This window comes from Sphingopyxis witflariensis (genome assembly GCF_002205635.1).
GTDB classification, from domain to species: Bacteria; Pseudomonadota; Alphaproteobacteria; order Sphingomonadales; family Sphingomonadaceae; genus Sphingopyxis; species Sphingopyxis witflariensis.
Genome location: NZ_NISJ01000001.1, coordinates 50,334 through 63,103, shown reverse-complemented (window position 1 = coordinate 63,103; position 12,770 = coordinate 50,334). Strand labels below are relative to the sequence as shown.

Here is a 12,770-nt window from a genome sequence, read left to right as displayed (position 1 = left end):
CGTGACCGATATACCGGACATACGAAAGGCGGCGCTGAGCGACCTTGAAAGCGTCGCGCCGCTTTTCGACCTGTACCGGCAATTTTACGGACGTGCTGCCGATCCGATCGGGAGCGCGGGCTTCATCAAGGCCCGGCTGACCCAGGGCGATTCGGTCATCTTGCTCGCTGAGCGCGAAGGCCGGGCGGCGGGGTTCACCCAGTTGTTCCCGAGCTTCACCTCGGTCGCTATGGCCCCGATCTATGTCCTGAATGACCTCTATGTTGCCGCCGAAGCGCGCGGCAGCAAGGTCGGGAAGGCATTGATCGACGCTGCGGCCGGTTTTGCACGGGAGAAGGGCGCCGTCAGGCTGAGCCTGTCGACCCAAAAGACCAACGAACGCGCGCAGCATGTCTATGAAGCTGGCGGCTGGCAGCGCGAAGCCGATTTCTATACCTATAACCTCAAACTAGTGGATTGATCATGGCCATATCCGGCATCATCACCGTCATGGAACGCGCCGCACGCAAGGCCGGCACCAAGCTGCGCCGCGATTTCGGCGAGATCGAGCATCTGCAGGTCTCGCAAAAGGGGCCCGCCGATTTCGTGTCGAAGGCCGACCAGGCCGCCGAGCGCACCCTCTATGAAGAACTCAGCTATGCGCGTCCCGGCTGGGGCTTCCTGATGGAAGAGGCCGGCGAGATCGAAGGCGATCCGGGAAAGCCGCGTTTCATCGTCGATCCGCTCGACGGCACCTCGAACTTCCTCCACGCCATCCCGCATTTCGCGATTTCGATCGCGGTGCAGGAACCGAAAATCGGCGGCGGCTGGGGCGATGTCACCGCGGCGCTGGTGTATCAGCCCGTCACCGACGAAAGCTATTGGGCCGAGCGTGGCCGCGGCGCATGGCTTCACGACCGCCGCCTGCGCGTCGCGTCGCGTCGTTACCTCAACGAATGTCTGATCTCGACCGGCATCCCGTACATGGGCCACGGCAATATGGGCCAGTGGAGCCGCATTTTCGGCGCGGTCGCGCCCGAAGTCGCGGGCATCCGCCGCTTTGGCGCCGCCAGCCTCGACCTCTCATGGGTCGCGGCGGGGCGTTATGACGGTTTCTGGGAAAGCGATCTTCAGATCTGGGATGTCGCCGCGGGCATGTTGCTCGTGCGCGAAGCCGGCGGCTTTGTCAGCGATTTCCGTGGCGGTGATCGTGCGATCGAGCGCAGCGAATATATCGCCGGCAGCGCCGCGGTGCATTCGAAGTTGCAAAAGCTGGTCGCGGGCGCGCTGCGCAACGTGTGAGGCGGTTGCCCCTCCCCGACGGGAGGGGCGCCGCTACCTATTCGTCCTTTTCGAAGACATACTCGCGATAGCTGTCCATCAGCGAGGCCCAGGTGTTGAAGGTTTCGCCGACATTCTCACGCGGGATGCCCGCAAAGTCGAGATCGACGTCCATTTCGAGTACCGGATCACCCGCATCGTCGCGATAGGCCCGGGCGAAACGCTTGTCCTTGTTCCACTGGTTGAGCCGTTCGATCGTGACCTCTTTCGCGTCGCTGAAGCCCATATAATATTGCAGCGTCTTGCAGTTCTTGTTTTCCTCGCAGTTCATGAACAGGACGAGGAATTTCAGGCCGTTGCGATTGCTTTCGATATAGGGATCTTCGCCCGCCTTCGTGATTAATTTTGCCGGCCAGCCCTGCGACTCGACGATCGTCTTGATCGCCGCCGGGTTCTTGGCGTTCACCAGTTCGGCGTGCGCGGGGGCCGCGGCGAAAAGGACGGACGCGCCCAGTGTCAGGGCGGTGCGAGCAATAATAGATTTCATGGAAACTCCTCAATTCGAAGCTGCGCCTGAAATGCGCAGCGAACCGACCCACTTCGGCCCGCGTATCACAGGCTTGGGGCCTGTCGCCAGCATGGTTTATGCTTTTGGTCACAGTGGGCGGAAATTTCCTGCCCGCAATGCTTGCGAGGCGCGGCGCGCTGGCCTAAAGCGCCCGCAACAAGGGTGCCGAGACACCTCGTTTATGAACAACTGAACTGCGAGCCCCCCATGGTCGATCTGACGCAATATCTGCCGATCCTGATCTTTCTTGCGATCGCGCTCCTTCTGTCCGCCGCCTTCGTCTTTTTGCCGATGGGCGTCGCGCGACTGACGGGCGCGCATCAGCCCGATCCGGCGAAGCTGACCGAATATGAATGTGGCTTTCCGGCTTTCGAGGACGCGCGCAGCCAGTTCGACGTCCGCTTCTATCTTGTCGCCATCCTCTTCATCATCTTCGATCTTGAAGCGGCCTATCTGTTCCCGTGGGCGGTCAGCCTCGAGAATATCGGCTGGGCCGGTTGGGCCACGATGATGATTTTTCTCGCCGAGCTTTCGATCGGCCTTGTCTATGCCTGGAAGAAAGGGGCTTTGGATTGGGAATGAGCAATTCGAGCATCCTGATGCCCGGCCAGATGCCGGTGCCCGCTGGGGCCAACCCCGGATTGATACCAGTGGCGCCGGGGACCAACCCCGACATGGGCTTTTTCGACGACCTCAACAGCGAAGTCGGCGACAAGGGCTTTCTTGTCACCTCGACCGAGGATCTGTTCAACTGGGCGCGCACCGGCTCGCTCTGGTGGATGACCTTTGGTCTCGCCTGCTGCGCGGTCGAGATGATCCACGTCAACATGCCGCGCTATGACATGGAGCGTTTCGGCGCTGCGCCGCGTGCTTCCCCGCGCCAGTCCGACGTGATGATCGTCGCAGGCACGCTCTGCAACAAGATGGCGCCCGCGTTGCGCCGCGTGTACGACCAGATGTCGAACCCGAAATATGTCATTTCGATGGGCAGCTGCGCCAATGGCGGCGGTTACTATCATTATAGCTATTCGGTGGTGCGTGGTTGCGATCGTATCGTGCCCGTGGACATTTATGTCCCCGGCTGCCCGCCGACCGCCGAAGCTTTGCTTTATGGCGTGATGCAGTTGCAGCGGAAGATTCGCCGCACCGGGACGATCGAACGCTGATGGCTCATCAAGCTCCCCTCGTCGCACCCCGTTCGGGGCTTGGCGACGCGCTCAAGGCTGCGCTTGGCGCCGACCTGCTCGTCCATGTCTTTGCCGCCGATGAAGACAGCATCACTGTCGACCGCGAAGCGATCGCCGGGGTGATGATCGTGCTGCGCGACAAGCTCGAATATCAGCAGCTGATGGAAATCGCGGGCGTGGATTATCCCGACCGTGCCGACCGCTTCGAGGTCGTCTATCACCTGCTCAGCGTTACGAAGAACCATCGCCTGCGCGTCCGCGTGTGCACCGACGAAGCGACCCCGGTGCCGAGCATCGTGCCGGTGTGGCCGGTCGCGGGCTGGCTCGAGCGCGAAGTGTTCGACATGTATGGCGTCCTGTTCGCGGGCAATCCCGATCTGCGCCGCATCCTGACCGACTATGGTTTTCAGGGGCATCCGCAGCGCAAGGACTTCCCGCTGACCGGCTATACCGAGCTGCGTTACAGCGAAGAAGACAAGCGCGTCGTCTATGAACCCGTGCGACTGGCACAGGATTTCCGCAACTTCGACTTCATGTCGCCGTGGGAAGGCGCCGATTATGTGCTGCCCGGCGACGAAAAGGCCGGCGGAACCGGCGAAGCGCCGGGGAAGGGGGCTCCGACCCCGATGACTGCGGCGCAGGTGAAGGCCTCCGACGACAAGGCGAAGGCTCCGCCGCCGCCGACGCCCAAGACCACCGACACAGCTGCGCAGACCGGCGCGGGCGCGAAGGTCAACAAGGCCGCGTCCAAGACGAGCCGCGACGGCGCGAGCGCCAAGTCGGCGACGAAACCGGCAGCGACGCCCGCCAAGACCAAAGCGCCGGCCAAGCCGCGCAAACCCAAAGCGGACCAAGGAGGTGACGCATGACCGACACTCCTCACGTCAAACATTATGGCGGCGACATGTTCGAAGGCTATCCGGTCGATACGGCCGAGACCGCGGGCGATCAGGCCGTCACCAATTACACGATCAACTTCGGCCCGCAGCATCCGGCGGCGCACGGCGTGCTGCGTCTGGTGCTGGAACTCGATGGCGAGATCATCGAGCGCGTCGATCCGCACGTCGGGCTGCTCCACCGCGGCACCGAAAAGCTGATTGAGTATAAGACCTATTTGCAGGCTTTGCCCTATTTCGACCGGCTCGACTATTGCTCGCCGCTCGCGATGGAGCATAGCTATGTCCTCGCGATCGAGAAGCTGCTCGACCTCGAAGTTCCGGCGCGCGGCCAATATCTGCGCGTGCTGTTCGCCGAGTTGACGCGCATCTGCAATCACATGCTCAATATCGGGTCGCACGTCATGGACGTCGGCGCGATGACCCCGAACCTGTGGGTGTTCGAACTGCGCGAGGATTGCCTCAACTTCTTCGAACGCGCTTCGGGCGCGCGGATGCACTCGGCGTACTTCCGTCCCGGCGGCGTCCATCAGGATGTCCCCGAGCGGCTGCTCTACGACATCGGCGAATGGGTCGAAAAGCGCCTGCCGAAGCTGTTCGGCGACGCGATGAGCCTGGTCATAGACAACCGCATCTTTAAACAGCGCAACGTCGATATCGCGACGGTGAGCAAGGAAGATGCGCTGGCATGGGGCTTCTCGGGCCCGCTGATCCGCGGCAGCGGCATCGCATGGGATTTGCGCAAGTCGCAGCCCTATGACGCCTATGCCAAGATGGAATTCGACATTCCCGTCGGCACCCGCGGCGATTGCTATGATCGCTTCATGGTCCGCGTCGAGGAAGTCTATCAGTCGGCGAAGATCATCAAGCAGTGCCTGCGTGACATGCCCACCGGCCCCGTCGCCAGCCTCGACCGCAAGGTCGTCCCGCCGAAGCGCGGCGAGATGAAGCAGTCGATGGAATCGCTGATCCATCACTTCAAACTCTATACCGAGGGTTTCCACGTCCCCGCGGGCGAAGTCTATGTGGCGACGGAAAGCCCGAAGGGCGAATTCGGCGTCTATCTGGTCAGCGACGGCAGCAACAAGCCGTATCGCTGCAAGATCCGCCCGACGGCGTTCTCGCATCTGCAAGCGATGGAAATGATGTCGAAGGGCCATATGCTCGCCGACACCACCGCGATCATCGGCGCGATCGACGTCGTGTTCGGGGAGTGTGACCGGTGATCGCCTTTCTCGACACCATCCATAAAATGGCCATCGGAGCCGCGCTCGTTCTCATTCTCCTGAAGTGGGCGCGCGGGTTTGAGGTAAATGACGAGATCATACTGATGAATCTCATTTGGCCGATTGCTCTTTTGGCCAAGATCACACTCGAAAAACGCTCGAAAGTTGTTGCGCATGGCTGACGCACCCCAAATCCCCGACGAAACCGAAGTCCGCGCGCGCTGGGGCGCCTTTGCCTGGACGGCGGAAAATGCCGAAAAGGCGAAGTCGATTATCGCGCGCTATCCCGCAGGGCGTCAGCGTTCGGCGGTGATGCCGTTGCTCGATCTCGCGCAGCGTCAGGTCGGTGCAGAAACGCAGACGCAGGGCTGGTTGCCCGTGCCGGTGATCGAATATGTCGCGGCGCAACTCGATATGCCGTATATGCGCGCCTATGAGGTCGTGACCTTTTACACCATGTACAATCTCGTGCCCGTTGGCCGTTATCATGTGCAGGTGTGCGGCACAACGCCGTGCCTGCTGCGCGGGTCGGACGATGTCATGGCGGCGTGCAAGAACCGCGGTATGACCAAGGGCAAGACGACGCCCGACGGCTTGTTCACGCTGACCGAGGTCGAGTGCATGGGCACCTGCACCAACGCGCCGATGGTCCAGATCAACGACGATAATTTCGAAGATCTCGATTATGACAGCATGACCCGCATCCTCGAAGCGCTGGCGGCGGGCGAACAGCCCAAGACCGGCACGCAGAATCCGAAGCGCCTGACGAGCGATCCCGAAGGCGGCCCGACGTCGCTGAAGGATATGGTGTCGGCCAACCACGACTATCGGAAGGAGTGGTGACCATGACCCACTTCGTATTCCTTCGTCATGCCGGACTTGATCCGGCATCCATCGCAGCACCCAAGTCATGGACCCCGGATCAAGTCCGGGGTGACGATGCAGGAGAGGCCAAATGAGCCTCCAGGATAAAGACCGCATCTTCACCAACCTCTATGGCTATCAGCCGTGGAACCTGAAATCCGCGCAGGCGCGTGGTGACTGGGACAATACCAAGGCGCTGATCCAGCGCGGCCAGGACGCGATCATCGAAGAGATCAAGGCGTCGGGTCTGCGCGGTCGCGGCGGTGCGGGCTTCCCGACGGGCCTGAAATGGTCGTTCATGCCGAAGGAGCCGCGCGCCGATCGCCCGAGCTTTCTCGTCATCAACGCCGATGAATCCGAACCCGGTTCGTGCAAGGACCGCGAAATCATCCGCCACGATCCGCACAAGCTGATCGAAGGCGCGCTGATCGCGGGCTTCGCGATGCGCGCGCGCGCCGCTTATATCTATATCCGCGGCGAGTTTATCCGCGAGGCCGAGACACTCTTTGCCGCGGTGCAGGAAGCGTATGACGCGGGCCTGCTCGGCAAGAATGCCGCCAAGTCGGGCTATGACTTCGATGTCTTCGTCCACCGCGGGGCTGGCGCGTATATTTGCGGCGAAGAAACCGCGATGATCGAAAGCCTCGAGGGGAAAAAGGGCCAGCCGCGCCTGAAGCCGCCATTCCCGGCGGGTGCGGGCCTTTATGGCTGCCCGACGACGGTGAACAATGTCGAAAGCATCGCGGTCGTTCCGACGATCCTGCGGCGCGGCGCGACCTGGTTCTCCGGTTTCGGGCGTGAGAATAACAAAGGCACCAAGCTTTTCCAGATCAGCGGCCACGTCAACACGCCGTGCGTCGTCGAGGAAGAGATGAGCATCCCCTTCCGCGAGCTGATCGACAAGCATTGTGGCGGCATTCGTGGCGGCTGGGACAATCTGCTTGCCGTGATCCCCGGCGGTTCGTCGGTTCCGCTGGTTCCCGCGGCCGAAATCATGGACTGCCCGATGGATTTCGACGGGCTGAAGGCCGTTGGATCGGGGCTCGGCACCGCCGCCGCGATCGTCATGGACAAGTCGACCGACGTCGTTCAGGCGATCAGCCGGATCAGCTATTTCTACAAGCATGAAAGCTGCGGCCAGTGCACCCCGTGCCGCGAAGGCACCGGCTGGATGTGGCGCGTGATGGAACGGCTGCGCACCGGCGACGCCGACATCAGCGAAATCGACACCCTGTTCGACGTCACCAAGCAGGTCGAAGGCCACACCATCTGCGCGCTCGGCGACGCGGCGGCTTGGCCGATCCAAGGCCTGATCAAGCATTTCCGTCCCGAGATCGAACGCCGCATTCGCGAGAATGGCGGCGCGCTGGAGGCCGCGGAGTGAGCGAAGCTGACATCAAAGGCTTGCTGATGATCGCCGTTGTGATCTTGCTGGTGATCGGCGTGCGCGCCCTGTGGGGCAAGCGAACACCGAGGCCCTCAGCGAAGAACAACTGGCGCAAGATTGACGATACGAAGTCCGGTCGTTTTTTCGATGACGTTGGCGTCACAAGCGGCGACCCAGCCGCGGACGGAGCAGATTAATGCCTAAAGTTACCGTAGATGGCGTAGAACTGGACGTTCCGCAGGGCGCGACCGTCCTGCAGGCGTGCGAGCTGGCGGGGAAGGAAATTCCGCGTTTCTGCTATCATGAACGCCTGAGCATCGCCGGCAATTGCCGCATGTGCCTCGTCGAAGTGTCGCCGGGACCGCCGAAGCCGCAGGCTTCGTGCGCGCTGCCGACCGCCGAGGGGCAGGTGATCAAGACCGACAGCCCGATGGTGAAGAAGGCCCGCGAAGGGGTGATGGAGTTTCTGCTCATCAACCACCCGCTCGACTGCCCGATCTGCGATCAGGGCGGCGAATGCGATTTGCAGGACCAGTCGGTCGCCTATGGCCGCGGCGCGACGCGTTATGACGAGAATAAGCGCGCCGTCACCGAAAAATATATGGGCCCCATCGTCAAGACGGTGATGACCCGCTGCATCCAGTGCACGCGCTGCGTCCGCTTTGCGGAGGAAGTTGCGGGCGTGGAAGATATCGGCGCGATCGGTCGCGGCGAGAATATGCAGATCACGTCCTACCTCGAGCGCGCGGTCGCGAGCGAGTTGTCGGGTAATGTCATCGACCTGTGCCCCGTCGGTGCGCTGACGTCGAAGCCCTATGCGTTCGAAGCACGCCCATGGGAGCTTACCAAGACGCTCGGCATCGACATGATGGATGCCGTCGGCACCAACGTCCGCATCGATGCGCGCGGCCGCCAGGTTCTGCGCGTGTTGCCGCGGGTCAATGATGACGTGAACGAGGAATGGGCGAGCGACAAGACGCGCCACCATGTCGACGGCCTGATCCGCCGCCGCCTCGACCAGCCCTATGTCCGCAAGGACGGCGCGCTCCAGCCCGCAACTTGGGCCGAAGCATTCGAAGCGATCAAGGCTGCCAATGCCGGTGCGTCGGTCGCCGCGATCGCGGGCGACATGGCCGATTGCGAAACGATGTTCGCCGCCAAGGCGCTGGTCAATGCGCTCGGCGGCAACCTGCTCGAAGGGCGCCAGACCGGGCTCGACTATGATGTCACCAGCCTGTCGGCGGTCAATTTCAACACGACGATCGCCGAGGCCGAAAATGCCGACGTGATCCTGCTCGTCGGTACGAACCTGCGCTGGGAAGCGCCGCTCATCAACACGCGCGTCCGCAAGGCGGCTTGGAAGAAGGGCGCGAAAGTGTTCGGCATCGGCGCCGAAACCGACCTGACCTACAAGGTCGAATGGCTGGGCAACGACGCCTCGCTGGTTGCCAAGCTGCCCAAGGCCGCGCTCGACGCGCTCAAGGGCGCCGAGCGGCCGATGCTGATCTTCGGCGGCGGCGCGCTGTCGGTGCCCGGCGTCCATGGCGCGGCGCTCGACCTCGCCAAGTCGGTCGGCGCGATCAAGGACGGCTGGAACGGCTTCAACGTCGTCCATTTCTCGGCCGCACGCATGGGTTCGTTGATGCTCGGTTACGGGCTCCCTGGCGGGATCAGGGATGTGGTTGCGGCCAAGCCGAAGCTCGCCTTCTTCCTCGGCGCCGACGAAGTCGATTTCACGAACTTCGCCGACACGCTGAAAGTCTATGTCGGCCATCATGGCGACAAGGGCGCGCATGCCGCCGACGTCATCCTGCCCGCCGCGGCATGGACCGAAAAGGACTTCACGACGGTCAACACCGAAGGCCGCGTCCAGCGCAGCGACAAGGCGGTGTTCGCACCGGGCGACGCGCGCGAGGATTGGAGCATTTTCCGCGCGCTCGCCGATACGCTGGGCGTGTCGGTCGGCTTCGACAGCTTCGACGCGTGCCGCGCGGCGATGGTTGCCGTGGTGCCGGCGTTGGGCGTCGAAGGGCTCGCCGATTATGGCTGGGCGCCGCCGAAGCTTCCCGCCAAGCCCGATGCGCGCGAAATTCCGTCGCCGATCAAGGATTTCTACCTCACCAACGCCATCTGCCGCGCGTCGCCGACGATGAACCGCTGCTCGGAGGAAATCCTCCATGGCGCCGACTATGCGGAGGCCGCAGAATGACCCCGGTACATGCTATCGCCACCGTCCTGCTTTCGGGCATGGGCTATGCCGTCTGGCGCGGCTTCAATCCGCGCAAGTCGGAAAAGCCCGGCCCGCATAATGGCTGGCGGAACCAGGACGGGGCAGGGAAATGACCGAATTTTTCCAGAGCCTTGGCATGTCCTATGAATGGGCATGGGGTGTTGCGACCGTTGCGGGCATCCTGCTGATCGCGCTACCGCTGATGCTCAGCGTGGCGATGATCATTTACGCCGACCGCAAGATATGGGCGGCGATCGCGCTGCGCCGTGGTCCGAACGTCGTCGGCCCCTTCGGCTTGCTCCAGAGCTTCGCCGACGGCCTGAAAGTCTTCCTTCAGGAAACGATCATCCCGAGCGGCGCCAACAGGGGCCTGTTCCTGATCGCGCCGATCATCACCTTCACCGTGGCATTGCTCGCATGGGCGGTGATCCCGTTCAATTCGGGCGCGGTGCTGGCCGATATCAACGTCGGCCTGCTCTACATCCTCGCGATTTCGTCGCTCGGCGTCTATGGCGTGATCCTGTCGGGCTGGGCGTCGAACTCGAAATATCCCTTCTTCTCGGCGATGCGCGCGTCGGCGCAGATGATTAGCTATGAAGTGTCGATCGGGTTCATTCTGGTTGGCGTCGTGCTTTTCGCCGACAGCTTCAACATGAACGAGATCGTCAAGGCGCAGCAGGGCCATGGGCTGGGCGTCGTCAACGCCTTCGGCTTCAACCTGCTGCTCTTCCCGCTCGCGGTGATGTTCCTGATCTCGTCGCTCGCCGAAACCGCGCGCGCGCCGTTCGATCTGACCGAAGCCGAAAGCGAACTCGTCGCGGGTTATCAGACCGAATATTCGTCGATGGCCTTCGCGCTCTTCTGGCTCGGCGAATATGCCAACGTCCTTCTGATGTGCACGCTCAACGCGGTGCTCTTCTGGGGCGGCTGGCTGCCGCCGCTCGATATCCCGATCCTTTATGCGGTTCCGGGCGTCATCTGGCTCTTCATCAAGATCTTGATCTTCTTCTTCATCTTCAGCTGGGTCAAGGCGACCGTCCCGCGCTATCGCTATGACCAGCTAATGCGGCTGGGTTGGAAAATCTTCCTGCCGATTTCGCTTTTCTGGATCTTCCTGATCTCCGGCTATCTGATGCTGACGAGGTATGGGGCGTGATGATGGCGGCGCTTTCCTTAGCGGCCGTGCCAGCGAACCCTCCAGTTCCGTTGGCCGTCACATACGACTGCTTTGTGCGTGAGCAATGGCAGGAAACATCGCGCGGTGAGAGGCCATGGTATACATCTCCTGGAACCAACTGGCGGTATCTCATCACTCTCGAGCATAGCCGTCCGGGTTCTCTGACGATCGAATCGGATAAGGACTTTGCCGGCATAAATGGCAAATATCCGGTCTGGATCGACGGTATTATGGCCACTTCGCCCGCAATTCTCGGTTCGAGGGACGGCGAGATTTACGGCCTTTCGGTCAACATGACCGTCCCGATCTCTACCGTTCCTGCAACGGTCAGTATTACTGCGGCGTCCATGGACAAAGACGACGAAGAGCAAACCAAGGAAGTCACCAAATTGGTTTGCAAGAATCCCGGCAGCGAGCGGAAAAATTGATATGAGCCTGTCCTATTACATCAAGAGCTTCACGCTGTGGGAGTTTGTGAAGGCGCACGCCCTCACGCTGAAATATTTCTTCAAGCCCAAGGCGACGATCAACTATCCGTTCGAGAAGAACCCGCTGTCGCCGCGTTTCCGCGGTGAGCATGCGCTGCGTCGCTATCCGAACGGCGAGGAACGCTGCATCGCGTGCAAGCTGTGCGAAGCCGTGTGCCCGGCTCAGGCGATCACGATCGAGGCCGAGCCGCGCGATGACGGCTCGCGCCGCACGACGCGCTACGACATCGACATGACCAAGTGCATCTATTGCGGCTTTTGCCAGGAAGCATGCCCGGTCGATGCGGTGGTCGAGGGGCCGAATTTCGAATTCGCGACCGAAACGCGCGAAGAACTGCTTTATGACAAGGCCAAACTGCTCGCCAATGGCGACAAATGGGAACGCGCGATCGCGGCAAATCTTGCCGCTGACGCGCCCTACCGCTAGGGGGCGGCGCATATGATTCAGCTAGCTGCCTTTTACCTCTTCGCGACGCTTGTGATCGCGTCGGCCGCGATGGTTATCTTCGCGCGCAACCCGGTCCACAGCGTGATGTGGTTGATCCTCGCCTTCTTCAACGCGGCGGGGCTGATGCTCCTCGCGGGGGCCGAATTCATCGCGATGCTTCTGATCATCGTCTATGTCGGCGCGGTCGCGGTGTTGTTCCTGTTCGTCGTGATGATGCTCAACATCGATTTCGCCGAGCTGCGCGCCGGTTTCGTCCGCTATCTGCCGCTGGGCGCGCTCGTCGCGATCATCCTGGTCGCCGAGCTGATCTTTGCGCTGGGCGCATGGAGCGCCGGCGGGATCGACCTTGCGTCGCGCGCCGCACCGGTGGTGACCGACAAGAGCAATATCGAGCAGGTCGGTGAACTTCTTTATACGCGCTATATCTTCCTGTTCGAGGCGGCGGGTATCGTCCTCCTCGTTGCGATGATCGGCGCGATCGTGTTGACGCATCGCCAACGCGGCGGCGCGCGCACCCAGAATATCTCGGCGCAGAATCGCCGCCGTCCGCAGGATGCGACACGGCTGGTCGATCCGGGCGTCGGGCAGGGGATGGAATTGTGATTTCGTTGGACACCACCAACCCGTTCGCATCGAGCGCAGTCGAGATGCCCCACGTTTGGGCATGCCTTCACGGTGTCTCGACTTCGCTCGACACGAACGGAATTCAAGGCAGCAGCGCGGGAGCGGGCGCATGATCTCCGTCGGCCATTATCTCGCCGTTTCGGCGGTGCTGTTCACGCTGGGCGTGCTGGGCATCTTCATCAACCGCAAGAATATCATCGTCATCCTGATGGCGATCGAACTCATCCTGCTGGCGGTGAACATCAATCTCGTCGCATTCAGCGCCGCGCTCGGCGACCTTGTCGGGCAGGTTTTCTCGATGTTCGTGCTGACGGTTGCCGCTGGTGAAGCGGCGATCGGGCTCGCCATCATCGTCATTTACTTCCGCGGCCGCGGCACGATTGCCGTCGACGATGCCAACCGGATGAAGGGATAA

General features: G+C 61.8%; 18 protein-coding genes. 17 read left to right on the top strand and 1 reads right to left on the bottom strand.

All coding sequences use genetic code 11. The annotated features are described in order from the left end of the window. Nucleotide 1: 1 nt before the first annotated feature. Both CDQ91_RS00340 and CDQ91_RS00335 read left to right on the top strand, forming a co-directional pair. Nucleotides 2-460, top strand: coding sequence for a GNAT family N-acetyltransferase (locus CDQ91_RS00340; RefSeq protein WP_088470736.1), 459 nt, complete (start codon nucleotides 2-4; stop codon nucleotides 458-460). A gap of 2 nt (nucleotides 461-462) precedes the next feature. Continuing rightward, nucleotides 463-1,281 (top strand): inositol monophosphatase family protein, encoded by an 819-nt coding sequence (locus tag CDQ91_RS00335; protein WP_088470735.1) that lies wholly within the window; start codon nucleotides 463-465, stop codon nucleotides 1,279-1,281. A gap of 37 nt (nucleotides 1,282-1,318) precedes the next feature. Here CDQ91_RS00335 and CDQ91_RS00330 read toward each other — a convergent pair whose 3' ends face one another. Then, entirely contained in the window at nucleotides 1,319-1,807 is a 489-nt protein-coding gene (locus CDQ91_RS00330) for a YbjN domain-containing protein (RefSeq protein WP_088470734.1), read from the bottom strand. Between the two features lie 228 nt (nucleotides 1,808-2,035). Between CDQ91_RS00330 and ndhC the strand changes: the two genes are divergently transcribed. From ndhC to nuoK, 15 genes are all read left to right on the top strand, one after another. Next, on the top strand, nucleotides 2,036-2,410 hold the full coding sequence (gene ndhC, locus CDQ91_RS00325; RefSeq protein ID WP_088470733.1) for an NADH-quinone oxidoreductase subunit A: 375 nt from the start codon (nucleotides 2,036-2,038) through the stop codon (nucleotides 2,408-2,410). A gap of 29 nt (nucleotides 2,411-2,439) precedes the next feature. Continuing rightward, on the top strand, nucleotides 2,440-2,994 hold the full coding sequence (locus CDQ91_RS00320) for a NuoB/complex I 20 kDa subunit family protein (RefSeq protein WP_419722536.1): 555 nt from the start codon (nucleotides 2,440-2,442) through the stop codon (nucleotides 2,992-2,994). Next, a complete protein-coding gene (locus tag CDQ91_RS00315) occupies nucleotides 2,994-3,884 on the top strand; it encodes an NADH-quinone oxidoreductase subunit C (RefSeq protein WP_088470732.1) in 891 nt (296 codons plus the stop codon). Before CDQ91_RS00320 ends, CDQ91_RS00315 begins: the two co-directional genes overlap by 1 nt. Nucleotides 3,885-3,919: 35 nt before the next feature. After that, a complete protein-coding gene (locus CDQ91_RS00310; protein WP_174688460.1) occupies nucleotides 3,920-5,137 on the top strand; it encodes an NADH-quinone oxidoreductase subunit D in 1,218 nt (405 codons plus the stop codon). Further along, nucleotides 5,134-5,319, top strand: coding sequence for a hypothetical protein (locus CDQ91_RS00305; protein ID WP_088470730.1), 186 nt, complete (start codon nucleotides 5,134-5,136; stop codon nucleotides 5,317-5,319). The genes CDQ91_RS00310 and CDQ91_RS00305 overlap by 4 nt, the downstream gene beginning before the upstream one ends. After that, nucleotides 5,312-5,980, top strand: coding sequence for a complex I 24 kDa subunit family protein (locus CDQ91_RS00300; protein WP_088470729.1), 669 nt, complete (start codon nucleotides 5,312-5,314; stop codon nucleotides 5,978-5,980). The genes CDQ91_RS00305 and CDQ91_RS00300 overlap by 8 nt, the downstream gene beginning before the upstream one ends. 112 nt (nucleotides 5,981-6,092) lie before the next feature. Further along, a complete protein-coding gene (gene nuoF, locus CDQ91_RS00295; protein ID WP_088470728.1) occupies nucleotides 6,093-7,385 on the top strand; it encodes an NADH-quinone oxidoreductase subunit NuoF in 1,293 nt (430 codons plus the stop codon). Further along, a complete protein-coding gene (locus CDQ91_RS00290; RefSeq protein WP_088470727.1) occupies nucleotides 7,382-7,585 on the top strand; it encodes a hypothetical protein in 204 nt (67 codons plus the stop codon). The genes nuoF and CDQ91_RS00290 overlap by 4 nt, the downstream gene beginning before the upstream one ends. Further along, nucleotides 7,585-9,597: an NADH-quinone oxidoreductase subunit NuoG gene (gene nuoG / locus CDQ91_RS00285; RefSeq protein WP_088470726.1), complete on the top strand. Its 2,013-nt coding sequence runs from the start codon at nucleotides 7,585-7,587 to the stop codon at nucleotides 9,595-9,597. Before CDQ91_RS00290 ends, nuoG begins: the two co-directional genes overlap by 1 nt. Next, nucleotides 9,594-9,731, top strand: coding sequence for a hypothetical protein (locus CDQ91_RS21180; RefSeq protein ID WP_158213580.1), 138 nt, complete (start codon nucleotides 9,594-9,596; stop codon nucleotides 9,729-9,731). Before nuoG ends, CDQ91_RS21180 begins: the two co-directional genes overlap by 4 nt. Further along, on the top strand, nucleotides 9,728-10,774 hold the full coding sequence (gene nuoH / locus CDQ91_RS00280) for an NADH-quinone oxidoreductase subunit NuoH (RefSeq protein WP_088470725.1): 1,047 nt from the start codon (nucleotides 9,728-9,730) through the stop codon (nucleotides 10,772-10,774). Before CDQ91_RS21180 ends, nuoH begins: the two co-directional genes overlap by 4 nt. After that, nucleotides 10,774-11,223, top strand: coding sequence for a hypothetical protein (locus CDQ91_RS00275; protein ID WP_088470724.1), 450 nt, complete (start codon nucleotides 10,774-10,776; stop codon nucleotides 11,221-11,223). The genes nuoH and CDQ91_RS00275 overlap by 1 nt, the downstream gene beginning before the upstream one ends. A 1-nt stretch (nucleotide 11,224) precedes the next feature. After that, nucleotides 11,225-11,710, top strand: a complete 486-nt coding sequence (gene nuoI / locus CDQ91_RS00270; RefSeq protein ID WP_088470723.1) for an NADH-quinone oxidoreductase subunit NuoI — start codon at nucleotides 11,225-11,227, stop codon at nucleotides 11,708-11,710. A gap of 12 nt (nucleotides 11,711-11,722) precedes the next feature. Then, nucleotides 11,723-12,334, top strand: a complete 612-nt coding sequence (locus tag CDQ91_RS00265; protein WP_088470722.1) for an NADH-quinone oxidoreductase subunit J — start codon at nucleotides 11,723-11,725, stop codon at nucleotides 12,332-12,334. Between the two features lie 130 nt (nucleotides 12,335-12,464). Continuing rightward, nucleotides 12,465-12,770, top strand: a complete 306-nt coding sequence (nuoK, locus tag CDQ91_RS00260) for an NADH-quinone oxidoreductase subunit NuoK (protein ID WP_088470721.1) — start codon at nucleotides 12,465-12,467, stop codon at nucleotides 12,768-12,770.